Annotated in this window: 12 protein-coding genes; 11 read left to right on the top strand and 1 reads right to left on the bottom strand. The window is 35.0% G+C overall.

The features are described 5' to 3' along the window. Positions 1-113: 113 nt before the first annotated feature. The 3 genes from P0092_RS19040 (at position 114) to P0092_RS19030 (ending at position 2,377) form a co-directional block, all read left to right on the top strand. Entirely contained in the window at positions 114-1,028 is a 915-nt protein-coding gene (locus P0092_RS19040; protein ID WP_004620410.1) for an AraC family transcriptional regulator, read from the top strand. A gap of 142 nt (positions 1,029-1,170) precedes the next feature. Further along, on the top strand, positions 1,171-1,656 hold the full coding sequence (locus P0092_RS19035; protein WP_004620412.1) for a GyrI-like domain-containing protein: 486 nt from the start codon (positions 1,171-1,173) through the stop codon (positions 1,654-1,656). Positions 1,657-1,777: 121 nt separating this feature from the next. Next, positions 1,778-2,377, top strand: a complete 600-nt coding sequence (locus tag P0092_RS19030) for a DJ-1/PfpI family protein (RefSeq protein WP_004620415.1) — start codon at positions 1,778-1,780, stop codon at positions 2,375-2,377. A 363-nt stretch (positions 2,378-2,740) separates the two neighbouring features. On the opposite strand, the gene catA is transcribed toward P0092_RS19030, so the two are convergent. After that, positions 2,741-3,391, bottom strand: a complete 651-nt coding sequence (gene catA, locus P0092_RS19025) for a type A chloramphenicol O-acetyltransferase (protein WP_004620416.1) — start codon at positions 3,389-3,391, stop codon at positions 2,741-2,743. A 553-nt stretch (positions 3,392-3,944) separates the two neighbouring features. Between catA and P0092_RS19020 the strand changes: the two genes are divergently transcribed. The 8 genes from P0092_RS19020 to P0092_RS18985 all read left to right on the top strand — a co-directional run bounded on the left by P0092_RS19020 (position 3,945) and on the right by P0092_RS18985 (position 15,062). Further along, positions 3,945-6,116, top strand: coding sequence for a radical SAM peptide maturase, CXXX-repeat target family (locus P0092_RS19020; RefSeq protein WP_004620419.1), 2,172 nt, complete (start codon positions 3,945-3,947; stop codon positions 6,114-6,116). 61 nt (positions 6,117-6,177) lie between these two features. Beyond that, on the top strand, positions 6,178-6,459 hold the full coding sequence (locus P0092_RS19015) for a CXXX repeat peptide modification system protein (RefSeq protein WP_004620420.1): 282 nt from the start codon (positions 6,178-6,180) through the stop codon (positions 6,457-6,459). A 597-nt stretch (positions 6,460-7,056) separates the two neighbouring features. After that, positions 7,057-7,239 (top strand): hypothetical protein, encoded by a 183-nt coding sequence (locus P0092_RS19010; protein ID WP_040759108.1) that lies wholly within the window; start codon positions 7,057-7,059, stop codon positions 7,237-7,239. Between the two features lie 348 nt (positions 7,240-7,587). Further along, on the top strand, positions 7,588-9,336 hold the full coding sequence (locus P0092_RS19005) for an ABC transporter ATP-binding protein (RefSeq protein ID WP_004620423.1): 1,749 nt from the start codon (positions 7,588-7,590) through the stop codon (positions 9,334-9,336). A gap of 921 nt (positions 9,337-10,257) precedes the next feature. After that, a complete protein-coding gene (locus P0092_RS19000) occupies positions 10,258-12,639 on the top strand; it encodes a sugar-binding protein (RefSeq protein ID WP_004620424.1) in 2,382 nt (793 codons plus the stop codon). A 152-nt stretch (positions 12,640-12,791) separates the two neighbouring features. After that, positions 12,792-13,349, top strand: coding sequence for a MarR family winged helix-turn-helix transcriptional regulator (locus P0092_RS18995; protein ID WP_242831774.1), 558 nt, complete (start codon positions 12,792-12,794; stop codon positions 13,347-13,349). After that, on the top strand, positions 13,346-14,215 hold the full coding sequence (locus P0092_RS18990; RefSeq protein WP_004620429.1) for a hypothetical protein: 870 nt from the start codon (positions 13,346-13,348) through the stop codon (positions 14,213-14,215). The genes P0092_RS18995 and P0092_RS18990 overlap by 4 nt, the downstream gene beginning before the upstream one ends. Next, positions 14,193-15,062: a DUF6544 family protein gene (locus tag P0092_RS18985; RefSeq protein ID WP_004620431.1), complete on the top strand. Its 870-nt coding sequence runs from the start codon at positions 14,193-14,195 to the stop codon at positions 15,060-15,062. Before P0092_RS18990 ends, P0092_RS18985 begins: the two co-directional genes overlap by 23 nt. Positions 15,063-15,132: the final 70 nt, after the last annotated feature.

The following is a 15,132-nucleotide window of genomic DNA, read 5'->3' as shown; positions in this document are numbered from 1 at the left end:
TTAAGAGATTGTATTAAGTATATAGTAAAAAACTTACTATGATAAAAGAGCATTCTTAGACAAGCACATATTCCAATTATCTGATATTATATGCTCAAGGGGGTACACATCAAATGCCGGCATGGGAACAAATACAAGTTACAATTAATTACATTGAAGGTCATCTGAATCAAGAAATTACTATTGCAGCTTTAGCGGAAAAAGCGGGGTTATCACAGTTTTACTACCAGAGATTATTTCATAGGTTAGTAAAGAAACCTGTTGCTGAATATATCAGACTTCGACGCATGGCAAAAGCGGCTGACATTTTGCTTAATAAAAAACTACGGATACTTGATATTGCACTGGAACTTGGGTTTGAAACACATGAGCATTTCTCACGAACGTTTAAAAATACCTATGGTATGACTCCAAACGAATACCGAAAAAATCCTAAAATTTTAAATCATATGACAAAGACCGAGCTTCTATTGAATTATGTGCTTATTGACGAAGGCGTACCATTAATAACTGATGGCATAGTGATTGAGATTAATCGGAAACATTTTGATCTGGATGTTACATATATAGGTTTTACAGAAAAATTGCCGCTTGAATATGGAGCTGGACTTGGAATCGACCCAGGTGTTGATGTATTAGGTAATCTATGGGAAGAGATACATTCATATAAAAATCAGTTACAGGGAATGGTAGTAGGTTCAGAAGAAGTCGGAGTTATGTTACCTTGCTCTGAAAATGGATTTTACAATTACTTTGCAGGAGTACGTGCTGATGTAGATAATAGTGAGATGCAAAGCGAGATTGCTCAATGGATACAGCCACGGGGTGAATACATTGTTTGTTCATTTGAAGCAGAGAATTTTCATTTTTTAGTTACAGATGCACTATATAAAGCACAACAATATTTATTTAGTACATGGTTACCTAATCATAATATTCAGACTGAGGCATTTTGTCTGGAATATTATGAAACGCATACTCCAGAAACAACAAAGATGGAAATATGGTTGAAAATAAAAGAAGCATGAGTAATATGATGAATTAGCGTATCTAAGGGCTAAGTACAATAAAGATATTGATGAGCATGTGAATGCATCACATCTTACGAAGAGAAAAAATAGCCATATAGGTATAACTAATAATCACGTCATTTAGAAAGGGAATATGTATATGTATAATGAAAAGTGTAATGTCATGGTTATAACAGTTGAGGAAGCTATTATAGTTTATGGATTGAATTTACAGAGTTCTGGCTTACCGATTAATTTTAATAGTCTTGGAATGATGTGGGACAAGTACACGGAGGATATGAAGAATAGTACTCCGAATCGTGCGGACAAAGAGATTGAATATGCAGTTTGTTTGAATAAAGTACCTGACTATATAGTTGGTGTTGAAATAACTGGAATCCAAGAGGAGAAGACAGGATTCAAGAGTTTTACAATTCCAGCAGGAAAGTATGTCAAGGTAGAATTTAATGGAGAAAATCATCAGGATATGGTGGATACTAAGTTAATGGCAAGACAAAAGGAAGCTAAGAAATGGGCAAAGAATGCGAAGCTTAAACTAAATAATAAATTTACAGTGGAAGTTTATCCAAAGCAAATGGTTGAACTTGAGTATCCTGAGATGTATTGTTTGTTTCCAATTCTATAGATGAGATAATGAGGGTGACAGTCGATATGTTTCCTCAAACGGACTGTTTCAATAACATCAATTTTGTCCTCTCGGGCTACTGCTGAGGCCGTTTGTTTGAGAAGAAAAGAGGTGGAAATATATGTCATGCAGAAAAATAGGAATATTGCTTTTTAACGAGGTTGAGGTAATGGACTTTGCGGGTCCGTTTGAGGTGTTTTCCATTACAGAAAACGAGGTGGGAAAGGAAAAAGCATTCGAGGTGCATACTATAGCCAGAAAAAAAGAGTTAATCATCGCCCGAAACGGATTAAAAATTCAACCTGACTATGACTTTCATGATGCGCCTCAATTTGATATTTTAATTATTCCCGGAGGGTATGGTGCAGAAGAAATAGAAATTCATAATCAAGAGACCATCGATTGGATTAGAAGCAGTTTTACTCAAGTGCAAATAATGGCATCTGTGTGTACTGGTGCATTTTTATTAGCTAAAGCTGGCTTACTGGATGGAAGACAAGCAACAACGCACTGGATGGATCTTGATAGATTAGAAGAACACTATCCACAAGTCAGAGTTATACGTGACGTCAAATTTGTTGACGCATTTCCTATCATTACATCGGGCGGAATATCTGCGGGAATAAATATGTCTTTTTATATTGTAAAAAAATTATTAGGTTTAAAAGTTGCAAAAATCACAGCAAAAAGGATGGAATATGATATTGATTTAGGAAATTAACACATTTGCAACCACAGCTAAGGCACCACCAGCTCCCTACGACATCTTTTTGGTATGTTTAATGGGTAACATAACTTGTGAAGGACAGAAACTACTGAAGAAGGTGATGTGCCAGCCATGCAAGGCACGCGCAAGAAGTCGGGTCAAAGAGGAAGACTGATTGGTTGGGGGCTACTGCTGAGTTAGTTGCATTCATAAAAAACTAGCTTGCTATCAAAGGCCTTAGAGATATTATCTTTCGCCTGCTTGAAAAATATGGGACTTGTCTAAGAAATAAAACAGACTGGCATCTTGTGAAGCCAGTCTGTTCCTCTAACTGATTTAAAGTTCTAATTACTTGTAATCAGAGAATAGTTCAATTGACTACAGCAACCACTTATTGTAGTTGATTGCCATTTCCCGCAATGCTTCTACGAATTTTCCTACATGGTAGCCATCGCAAACCGCATGATGACATTGGATAGCAAGGGGCATCATTGTTTTGTCATTTTCTTTTTTATATTTTCCAATGGTGAAGATAGGCAAAAGGTAGTTTCCATCTGAAAAAACATTGATATTAAATGCTGTAAAATCCAACCAGGGAACACTTGAAATATTGAAAGCATTGGGTGGAACATGCTCTTGCGGGAAAAGACTTCCGCTCGTATACTTTGCCGTATCTTGCAAATATGCTCGATAGAATGTATTAAAGCAGCTATTGTACCTTGTCCATACGGCTGAAAACGTTTCCGTGTTCGGATTTAAAACAGTATATATAGGGTCAATGACCTCCCAATATCCCAAGTGCTGTTCAGCATTGGTTGTCATTCGAAACTCTGAAAATTGATTTACCACAGTTGAAAGCATATAGATTTGCACAGGATAGGCTTTCATTCCTTGCTCTTTTAGTCGATTCAGCAGATTGGAAATATCAATATCTACCGTTACGCTATATGAGCATCGAACATTGTTTTTATAGTGCTCATAGTGAGCTTTTCTTGCCCACTGCTCCATTTGTATTTCAATAAAATTCATAGTATCATCGCTCCTATATTAATTCAATATCAAGTTCTTGCTCACTGTTATTGTAGCATATAGCAAGATACCTTTCTACTGGTGGGAGCTAGCAGTGGAAAGCTCAGGAATATCATGTAACAAATCTATAAATAATTGACATGTTGTGTAAAATAAAGTATACTGATGGTAAAAATGGTAAAAATAGTAAAAATAGTAAAAACGGTTTGGACCTAAGTATTAAAGCATTCTGGGATTATGCTATCAGTAGGTGGTCTTTGAATGGAAAGGCATGTTATGGCTGATTTTATTTGGGTGTGAGTGCCAGATGCAAGAATTGAAGCTATACAAAGTATTATAATGTCAATAACTCCGTCCCCGCAACACATAAGTCTGCAACCGTTAGCCCATACAATGATTTAACCTAATGCATTTTCTACCCATTTTATATCCCCCCTTAGTCCTCAATTTTAAAGGTTCTTTGGGAATTTGGATAGAGGATAATTTTAACTTTAATTTTGGTTATCTATAATTATAAAAGCATTAATACATTGAAAAGGTAGGTGAAAAACAAATGCTTGAAAAAAAGTATACTTTAGGTAAAGGGATAGACGCGTGGGGAAGGGAGCGGGCTCTAACTGTTACGTTTATTATTACCGAGGACTGTAATCTGCGGTGTAAATATTGCTATATAGTACATAAAAGAAGTAATAGCAAAATGGAATTTGATACAGCAAAACAGGCCGTGGATTGTCTGCTGACCTCTATGGAAAAAAGGAAATCCGAACCTGTAATAATCGAATTTATCGGCGGCGAGCCTTTAATAGAGGTGGAGCTCATTGATAGAGTATGTGATTATTTCAAAATCCGAGCATATGAATTGGGACATGATTGGTATTGGAATTATCGATTTTCAATCACTACTAACGGTGTGAATTATGGAGATGCATCAGTACAGAATTTTATCAAAAAAAATCTAAACAAATTGTCCATTACAATGACGGTTGATGGAACAAAAGAGAAACATGACATGCAACGTGTTTTCCCAAATGGTGATGGATCTTATAACATTATCTCATCAAATTTTGACCTCTACCTATCACAATTTGCTAAAGCAACAAAAGTAACCTTTGCCAGTCCTGACTTACATTTGCTCAAAGACAGCATCGTTCATTTATGGGAGATTGGATTTACAGACATTTCAGCTAATGTTATCTTCGAGGATGGATGGTCTGAAGGAGATGATGTTATTTATGAAGAGCAATTGAAGTCCTTGGCAGATTATGTCCTTGAAAATGAATTATTTGATAAATATAAATGTACTTTATTTGACGACACTCTTGGTAGCTATCAAGTTGAGCCCGATCTTGCCATGACCAGTTGTGGCGCTGGTAAAATGTTGGCTATTGGAACAGATGGAACTATGTATCCATGCAATCGATATGCACCTTACTCACTAAATAAAAAAGAGCCTATTAAATTTGGTGATGTTAAAAATGGAATCGATATGGAAAAAGTAAGACCATTCATGCTGGCGACTTTTAGCAATCAAAGTGATCAGGAGTGCTTGAATTGTGAAGTCGCAGTAGGCTGTGGATTTTGCCAAGGGCTTTGTTATGATGAATCAGAGCTAGGAACAAATTTTTATCGCACAAAGTACATATGTAAAATGCATAAAGCCAGAGTCCGCGCCAATGACTACTATTTTTCGAGACTTTACAATAGATACAAAATAGCCAGGTCAATGGTGCGCGAACAGAAAAGACTATACTTTCTTTTGGCGGATGATTTCGTTGATTATTGTTCGTACCATAATATCTCAGAGAAAAACAAAATCATGGATGACAGACAAATATTAGAGGGGTTGGAATACGCTCGAAGAAACTTTTTCGTGCCTTATTTCGTTCACTCAAAAAGTGAATTCAGCTTTACCAACAAACCTGTCTACGGTAAGTATTTAATTACACACATCTTGCCTGCCAACTTTATTGAGGAATCTTCGGACTTAGAGTGTTTGCCAGTATTTGATAAGGATAATATTGATTCCGTTGTGTGCGGCAACCAAAAGATGGGCAATTGTATGCTTAACGTAATGTGTAATGACATACGCAACCTTTCCGTTTATGTAAAAAAAGTGTTTGCTGTTTTAAACACAAGCCCTTATCGGATCAATTTAAATATCCAAGAGATCGACAAGAACTTTGATGAAAATGAATATATAGCACAGTTAGCGATTATTAAAGACCTTATTGGGTATTATTTCGATAAAGGTATTATATGCGAGGTAAGCCTCATAACAGATTTGCCGCATCTTTTAGAACATGCAAACTGCAAAGCCGGTGATCGTTCCTTTGTTTATGCCCCTGATGGGAATATTTATCCTTGTTCTGCATTTTACAGTCTTGGAACTGATGGTATTCCGTCTCATAGCTTAAAGGATGCCAGCTTATACAATAATAGTTCTCACTTGTTCAAATCCAAAAACCACCCATTATGTGCCAACTGCGATGCTTACCAATGCATGAACTGTATTTATATCAATAAGAAATATACCAATGAGGTAAATGTTTCTCCGTCTTTTCAATGTAGAAAAAGCAACATTGAAAGAGGCATTACGCAACAGCTTCAAACAGAACGCGGTACAATCGATGCAATGGCAATGCATGACTATTTAGACCCAATAAATGAATACTTTAATAAGGCGCACCATCACAATGAATTAGGATATTATTCTTATAAAAAATAATGGAGCTAAGATTAACCGAGAAATCAGAAGATATTTTAGAAACATTAAGGAGGGAATACAAATGACTGAAACAGTCGGTATCGTAACAGAAGAAGAAAGAAATGAAATTGAGAGCCTGTTTGAAAAAAAGTGTGCATTGGAAAATCTAATGAAGATAGTTGATGTTAATGAAAATGAACCTCTCTATAATAAGATCATATCTGATTATGGCGTCGTCATTAAGCAGTTTGATCGGTGGTGGAAGGTCACTAGCCAGAAGTACCAATGGGAAGGTGGCAATTGGAGTATCAACTTTGAATCGAGAGAAATTTTTATGGATAAAGTGGCTGAATCAGACGGATGATTCGGCCGGCTCAGATATAAACTACTTTTTGGGTTTAGCTGATACATATTTTTAAGGTAGTCTAACCAGTTTACTTATACTTATTGCAATAACTACCTTAAATCATATTGCTAAAGTAGAGGATAGTTAGATTTATCCGAAACTGCCAAGTCTCGGTTTGTAGAAGCTTTTGAGTTTCTTGCAAATAATTGGTTATAGTGAAAGGAGGGTGGAGACTATGAATAATGCTTGGGTAATTAGTAATGGCATACATATACCGCCCTAATATGTTCCTATCCCAAGGAGAAAGGAGGATCTGATATGTATTCTAGCAAGATCAATAGCAACATCGTTATCGCACCTGCTACGGCATGCAGTAACACCTGTACTGGAACGTGTCGAGGCTGCTGTACGGAATGTGGCGGCAATTGTAGATCCACATGTGTGGGCACTTGCCAGGCCACTTGCACAGGTAGTTGTGCATTTAGAGCCAGATAAAGTGCATAGGATGTGCCGGCACTTGCTATGGTAGTTGTACATTTACAAAAAAATAAACTATAAAAAGGAGATTCATTATGTATAACGGTAAAATTAATACTACTCTGACTATTACCCCATTTGCAAATTGCGGTAGCACATGCTCTGGCGGATGCAAGAGCGGTTGTACCAACGTCTGCACCAGCTGCACCGGCTGTTCCTCTTCTTGCAAAAGCTCCTGCTCTAACATCTGTACCGGATGTAGTAGCTCTTGCTCAGGCTCCTGCCAGGGAACTTCCAGATAACGCTCTGAAAAATGGCTGAGGGGAGCGGGAGAAGTGTCCCCCGCTCCCCTCTTTTTTATTCTGAAATCCATCTATTCTTGGAAGCCATGAAGAGTGAAGTAAAGATATGTATAAGATAAATTGATTGCCTTCGCTATGGATGAAGTACTGTAAGATTATTAGTGCCGATGAGGGAATAAAAGAGGACAAGGCTGGTTGGATTAACTTGTTCGGCTCATCTTTGGGAATAAGTCCTTGAAGAGGTTGGTATCTCAAAGCTGCGGTATACAGCGTGGCGGCAAGACGAATCACGATGTGAGCACGCCAAATTTTTATTTTAAATACATAATCTCATGTCATAAAATATATAATTAGGAGATGAGTTCCTTTGTTGCCACATAAAATAAAACATAATAAATATTACATATTCTATTTGCAATACTTCAAAACCCATTCTGTAAAAATAATATGGCTATTATTGATAATTGTTATAGGTGTAGCATCAAGCAATATTACGCCAATAATTTATGGTAAAATGATTGACGTAATAACAACAGGAAATATGTCGATTTTAAAAAACCATGTTATTCTTTATTTTGTCATCACTGTATTTTCTTTGGTTGTTAGTATAATAGAAAACTATATGGGTCAAGTAGTATCGTTCATAGTTTCAAGTCAAGTTAAAACAAAAATTTTTAATAAAATCATTTGTATGAGGGTCAAAAATCTTGATTCTTATTCTGTTGGTGAACTTGTTTCAAGATTAGAATCTGATGCAAGCACTGTCGTTAATTACTATATTGATGTAGCGACAAGTATAGCTCTTATACTATTTAATTTTTTTATCTCGGTTTATCTGGTGTTTTCGATATCATCTCAGTTATCTATTGTCTCTATTTTGTTTATACCTATTACGGGTTTGATAACAATTTTGTTCAGATCAAAATACAAAGCGTTAGCAAAAAGAGAAAAGGAATATTCCGATAAATATTATGCATTTACAAACGAAAGTTTTTCAAATATAAAAGGTATTAAGGCTTATCAAATAGAGAACAAGATGCTTAACAACTTTAGAGAATATCTATCAGAGAATTTTAGATTAGTAAAAAGGTCAGTTTTTTTAAGTAATAATATGAGCTTTTTAAACAATTTTGTTTCACTTTGTTTTACCCTAGTGATTATATGTTTCTCCGGCTTGCTCATCCAAGATGACAAATTAAGTGTTGGTAATATGGTTGCCTTTAGTATGTATGTAAGCAAACTGTTCGATGCTACTACTAGGCTGTTAAATTTAAACTTAGATGCTCAATCAATAGGCATATCTATTGATAGAATAAACAGCCTGCTCAGCGAACCAGATGAAATAGATTATTCGTTTGATAACATATCAGACGAGCATACCTTGGATAGAATAACTATTAGGGATCTAAGTTTTAAATACATAGACGAGGATGTTTTGGCAGGTATCAACCTAAGTATCAATAAGCCTGGTTTTTATGCTATAGTGGGTAAAAACGGATGTGGTAAAAGCACTTTAGTTAAACTGCTTTTGAGGTTTTATGATGTTAGTGAAGGTGAAATACTTTTTAACGATTATTCAATAGATAAGTATACAATTAGTTTTTTAAGAAATCAGATTACATTTGTTCAAAAGGAGCCATTTATATTTAACAGTTCAATAAAAGAGAATATAATGTTGGCAAATCCATCTGCCACGTTTGATAAGATAGTAGAAGTTTGTGAGATAGTGGGCTTGTCAGATTTAATTAACAAAATGCCGGACGGTTATGACACTAAACTAGGTGAAAACGGGTCATTTCTTTCCAGCGGACAGAAACAAAAACTAAATATTGCGAGAGCGCTTATAAGGCATTCCCCTATTATACTATTAGACGAAATCACATCGGACCTTGACGGATCAGCAGAAAAAGAGATAGTAAAGATTGTCCAGGATATTTCTAAATCATCTATTGTACTTTTTATTAGTCATAAAATATCATCAATCGAACAATGCGATGAAGTGATTTTAATTGACGAAGGCCAAGTAGTAGCTAATGGTCCCCACAAATCCTTAATTGAGGATAATGTATTATACCAGAATTTATTTAAATATGACCATGAAGTAGTGAAAAATTAATATTGAGTCTTTCTGCTTAAAATTTTGCTGTTTTTATGACAAAAAATTATTCCTTAGTCTTAAATAATGTATTTACCATTTTGGTACTTCCTGAGTTCTACTTGTATATATGGCTACACAATAACATATTAACAGTGAGTAAATATTCTACTCACTGTTTTAGAATATCCGTTTACCTTTTTTGTTTGTACTCCTTGTTTTAGCAGTTATTAACGGAATTATTTTAAATCAAAGTAAGAATGCGAAAAATTGAAGAATGCATTAGAAACAGCTACAAGGGGCATAGCAAACTATCAATTAAGTTTGATAGAGTACGTGGACCAAATCAATATTTATTTATATTATAAATATTTTAGCTGAAAAAAAGTTTTAATAGAACTTTTATAAAATAGTTAATTAAATGTAATATTTTATGTAAATACTAGATAAATGCCGATTTACTGTGCCTATCTGTTGTAACAAGGTCAAATAGTATGATTTTTAAAATGAGCTTCCAATTACTTTGTGATAGTATAAATATGGATAAAATACGTGAAATTATTCCTAAAATAACTCTTATACCCATGACGGATATAAATCTCCAATAGGTACAAGAAATAAAAAAAATTTAAAAAATCTCCTGACAATATGATAAATACAATCATATTAAGTCAGAAGCTAAAAAATGTTGCGTTTATACTTCAAAAGCTATGGTATTTAGTTAAAAATAGTAATAGTTGCAAAATAAAATTAGAATTTTATAAAGAAATAAGGACTTGCGTTTGGCTTTGCGGAAACACTTGAAGAAGGATCTTTGAGGCAATCTCTGAAGAGCTCTAGGAGTAATTGCTTAAAGATAGATTATATAGTTTTGATATTCAATGAAAATCAGGGCTATAAAAGGTAATCTTAATATTTATTCTATCAGGAGGATTTGAGAGTATGAGAAATCTCAAAAAGTTAATTGCAATAGTCTTGGTAATAAGTGTACTCGCAACACTTTCCGTACCTGCATTTGCTAGTGGTAACGCTAATGCTGATGCACAGTATTTGGAAAAAATTAATTTAATCAAAGGCGATGGGAATGGTGTAAATGCTGATTACCTTGCAAAAGGAACTACAAGAATTCAGGTGGCAGTAATCATTCTTAAAATGCATGGATTAGATGCTGAGGCTCTTAAATTTTCATCTAAAGAGAACTTTGCCGATGCTAATTCATTAGCATGGAAAGACGGAAGAAATATTTTAGCATATCTTAAGGCTAATCCGCAGTTAGGATGGACTGGTGTAGGCGGAGGCAAATTTGATCCTAACGGCCCGGCTACCGCTCAGATGGTTTACAAGCTAATGCTTGAAGCGTTAGGTTACAAATCAGGAAAAGACTTTACATATGCAAACACAATTAAGTTTGCGGCTGAAAAGGGTCTTACCAAGATAAGTACTGTAAAAGGTCAGATAAGTAATGCTAATTTGGTAACTGCACTTAAGGAAACTCTTGATACACCGGTTGTCGGCGGAACAAATACTCTTGCTCAGACGCTGGGCTATGAAAAGGCTCAAAGAGTTACAGTTGATGCAAATGGTTTTGATGCCAACGGAAGAGTTGTTGCTTACTATGGTTCACCCGATAGTATTGACGGAGACATTGAAGATGCTTGGAAGCTAGCTGAACCTGTAAAATTTACAAAGATAAGTTCCGGTAGTACGGATACAACAGCAACCATAAAGGTGATGTGGGATGATAAGGCTGTGTATTTCCTGGCTGAAGTAAAGGATGCTAACGTTTCAGATGCTTCCGGTAATGTTTATGAAAAAGATAGCGTTGAATTTTTCTTAGACCAAGATAATAAGAGAATCGGAACATATGAAGGCGATGATAGTCAGTTTAGAATTAATTTTAAAAATGAAAGATCCACTGACCATGGTGATTTAACAAATCTATATTCAGCTGCAAAGAAAGTAGCAGGCGGTTATGTAATCGAAGGACGTGTTGCATTATCTGAGATCCCGGCAAACGGTAAGGTAATGGGTATAGAAGGTCAGATTAATGATGCAACAGGAAATAAAAGAATAGCTACTATGAATATATTTGATTCCACTGGTACTGCTTATCAGGATACTAAAAAGTTCGGTCAGATGCTTTTAACCGGTAAAGGTCTCAATTCAGTATCAAAACCAAACTTTTATGATTTGAAATCCTTAGTTATGAGTGCAAAGGATATCGAACTGCAACGTTATTCTAACGGTAATGTAGTTGACAAACTAATTAAAGATTCAGAATTAGCTATTGCTGATAAAGCTTCAACACAAGCAAAATTTGACGAGTTGTGCGTTAAATTACAAGCTACTATTGATAATTTGGTACATAACGACTTATCCTTTGATGAAAAAGAGTGCAGAGATATACCAAAGGCATACAAGATGTCAGATCCTGAGAACATAAGAGGATCTATCGTAAAAGTTGACTACAAAACAAATACTTACGATCAAGAAGCAAAAGCTTTAGACAAGAATATGCTTGTTTACCTTCCTCACGGATATGATGCCAACGATAAAACTAAGAAATATGATATATTATACCTGATTCATGGTAATGCTGAGAGTCAGAATACTGCTTTTGGCGGTGTTGGTCAGAATTCCGAGCTTATGAGAGCAGTTGATAATTTAATTGCTGCCGGTAAGATGAAGCCAATGATTATCGTTACTCCTACTTGGTATAATACAGCTCCATACACTCCTGAAAGACAGAAGGAAGATGGAATGTTCCGTATTAAGAATTTCCATAATGAATTAGTGAAGGATATCATACCTACAATCGAAGGAAAATTTAATGTATATGCTAAGTCCAACAGTGAAAAAGACTTGCTTGCAGCAAGAAATCACAGAGCTGTTGCCGGATTCTCTATGGGTTCAGCCTGCACTTGGTATAACTACATTTACAGTATAAACTACTTTAAATACTATGTTCCAATTAGTTTGTGGTGCTGGCAGGATATAGACTCAATAAAGAAAGAAGGATATAATTTCACAGGAACCGATGATGAGATCAAAGCTAAGTATTTAGCTGAAGTCGCTAAAAGAGCGGGTTATACAAAAGATGATATACGAATCTTCTGTGCAACAGGTACAGCTGATTTAGCTTACGGTGGAATGAATACCCAAATTGCTGAAATGAAGAAACTTACTGATACGTTTGTTTATTCAGCAGATCTTAGAAAGGGTAACTTCTATTACATAACCTTGAAGGGCGGAGCTCATAACTGGACCTGCGTGGATCGTTATTTATACAATATATTGCCAGATTTATTCGTAGATAACAAATAATACATCTTAGATGAAAAAGGCAAAGAAGTTTTAAGTAAAGTGAAATAATATTACAAAAAGAACAGAAGAGGTATAAATCATATCTCTCCTGTTCTTTTTTTGTGTCACCCGGGGACATAGCTAGGCGGTGAAAGTTCGCTATGGAGCAGGCTTTGAATACACTTGCAACAGCATTGTTCACTGTTATATTTAATTTTTTAAATATTGACATAATATATAACATGCTCTATATTAAATACATAACATGTTATGTATTCGGGGGACATATGAAGTTAAAAGGTATAAGTGAAGAATATGCAATTTATGGGACTCTATTTTCTCTATCAAACAGAATTCAGACAATTGGTGACAAAGAGTTTACAGATATTACAATGAAACAACATTTTTTGATGATAGCACTTGGAATGTTTGAAGAACCACCTACACTAAAAGAAATGGCTGAGCTAATTGGTTGTTCTTATCAGAATGTAAAAAGAATGGCAGAGCATCTACACAAAGGAGAGTACTTAAATATTTTACAGGACAGCAAGGACAAACGGAAATTGTTGCTTGTGTCCACGGGAAAATTAGAAGGAATGGCAGATTCCAACCCTGAAAAAACGATAGTTTTCATGTCACAGCTTTATAAAAACATTCCCAGAGAAGATCTTGTGACTACCTTAAATACATTAATGAAAATGGACAAGAATATTGGAGGTATTATAGAATGACAAAAAGAAAAGATTTGTTGGCAGTAATTACATTACTGTTTTTATGTGTTACTGCGATTCATGGTATCTTGTCCATAGATTTCTCTCATGCCCACAGTTTCACAAATCAATATGGTCAAACAGTATCAATTTATGGATATGGGATATATGCGTTTGATAGCTATTTTAAGGCACCTATTTTAATTGGAACAGATTTTTGTATACTTTTTATACTGGTGCCCATGTTTTTATATACATATATTAAATATCCCCAAAGTAGTAATTCACTAGACGAATTAAAATTGATTTCTGTATACTCGGTAGCTTTATATTATGCAGCAAGTATTGCCTTTGGAGTTACATACAACAGATTATTTATAGCATATATCATTTTATTTTCAGTATCTCTATTTGGAATGTTCAAGCATATAAAAAAAATAGAATGGAATCAAACAATTCAAGTTACAAAAGGATTAAAAGCATTTTTGATTTTAAGCGGACTAGCACTCTTAGTTGCATGGTTGCCGGATATTCTTCCAACATTAATTGGTGGAGGAACATTATCGCTTATAGAGGTCTACACAACAGAAATAACATATGTATTAGATATGGGAATCATTAGCCCTTTGTGCTTTGTTTGCCTGTATTTGCTGGTGAAGAAACAAAGCTTGGGGACAATGCTCTTAGCAATTCTTCTTAAGACCTGCATTATAGTTGGAATCATGATGATTCCACAAACCATATTACAGGTTGCTTCAGGAGCTGAAATTGCAATGCCGGTATTAGTTACAAAGTCTCTGTCCTTTGTGGCATTAGGCGGATTTGCTTTGTTCTTTAACATAAAAATATATAAGGAGTTATCGGATGAAAGTACAAAGGAGAAATAAAATCATAATTTTTATCGGAATTGTTTTCGTATTAATCGGAATCGTTTTAATATACTGGAATATACCATATTCTCCGTTTGAAAGTTCCTTTCACAAGGATATGAAAAGGCGGATTTCAGAAATTGCGATAAATGAAGAAGTTTGCACTCAAGCTGAAGTGGATAGTTTACCTGAAGCCTTTAAAAGGCACTGCAAGTACATTGGATTGGTTGGAAGTAAAAAAAATAATGCAGTAAATGTAGTGTTTCACGACACAAAGTTTGTATTTGACAGTAATAAAGGTACTATACTTGATATGGAATATAATTTATGGTTACTCTGTGATAAACCCTTCAGGAGTGCTTTTTGTAAATCCAGTATGTTTGGGGTTCCTTTTGACGGTATTGATTATTGCTCTGATGACAGGGTGGGTGGAATGAAAGGCATGCTTGGAAAAGCTATTGAAATATTTGATGTCAGTAATGAACAAATGTACAAAGCTGGATTGATATCTTGGTTGGCAGAGGGTGCGGGTGTAAATCCCAGTATATTATTATCCGATTATGTAACATATGAAGAAATTGATTCCACTCATGTAAAAGCAAAGATTAAATATAATGGAGTAGAAGGAGAAGGAGTATTTAGCTTCGATGAGCAAGGAAGATTATTGGGCTTTGAAAGTGATGAAAGACAGGTAGAGGAGATAAATGGAGTTATGACTCCCATAGGTTGGAAGGCTAAATATGAAAATTACAAAGGGAAGAATGGTGTGCTGATACCTGGCGTCATGCAAGCTATAAAGATATATCCTGATAAGGAAGTAGTTTACTTTGATTCGAATAATTTTGATATATACTACTACAAATAAGTATGTACTAATGTATAAGTTATAAATTAAGAGGCAGAGTTTTTAGGTGAACGCAAACGACCTATTGGCT

Origin of the sequence: Ruminiclostridium papyrosolvens DSM 2782, from assembly GCF_029318685.1 — a bacterium.
Taxonomy (GTDB): domain Bacteria; phylum Bacillota; class Clostridia; order Acetivibrionales; family DSM-1351; genus Ruminiclostridium; species Ruminiclostridium papyrosolvens.
The sequence above is the reverse complement of the archived record's forward strand: the minus strand, read 5'-3'. Positions and strand labels throughout refer to the sequence as shown.

Coding starts and splice junctions, on each gene's coding strand:
- P0092_RS19035 (WP_004620412.1), top strand. CDS start 1,171: ATGTATAATGAAAAGTGTAATGTCATGGTTATAACAGTTGAGGAAGCT.
- P0092_RS19030 (WP_004620415.1), top strand. CDS start 1,778: ATGTCATGCAGAAAAATAGGAATATTGCTTTTTAACGAGGTTGAGGTA.
- P0092_RS19015 (WP_004620420.1), top strand. CDS start 6,178: ATGACTGAAACAGTCGGTATCGTAACAGAAGAAGAAAGAAATGAAATT.
- P0092_RS18985 (WP_004620431.1), top strand. CDS start 14,193: ATGAAAGTACAAAGGAGAAATAAAATCATAATTTTTATCGGAATTGTT.
- P0092_RS19020 (WP_004620419.1), top strand. CDS start 3,945: ATGCTTGAAAAAAAGTATACTTTAGGTAAAGGGATAGACGCGTGGGGA.
- catA (WP_004620416.1), bottom strand. CDS start 3,391: ATGAATTTTATTGAAATACAAATGGAGCAGTGGGCAAGAAAAGCTCAC.
- P0092_RS19000 (WP_004620424.1), top strand. CDS start 10,258: ATGAGAAATCTCAAAAAGTTAATTGCAATAGTCTTGGTAATAAGTGTA.
- P0092_RS19040 (WP_004620410.1), top strand. CDS start 114: ATGCCGGCATGGGAACAAATACAAGTTACAATTAATTACATTGAAGGT.
- P0092_RS18990 (WP_004620429.1), top strand. CDS start 13,346: ATGACAAAAAGAAAAGATTTGTTGGCAGTAATTACATTACTGTTTTTA.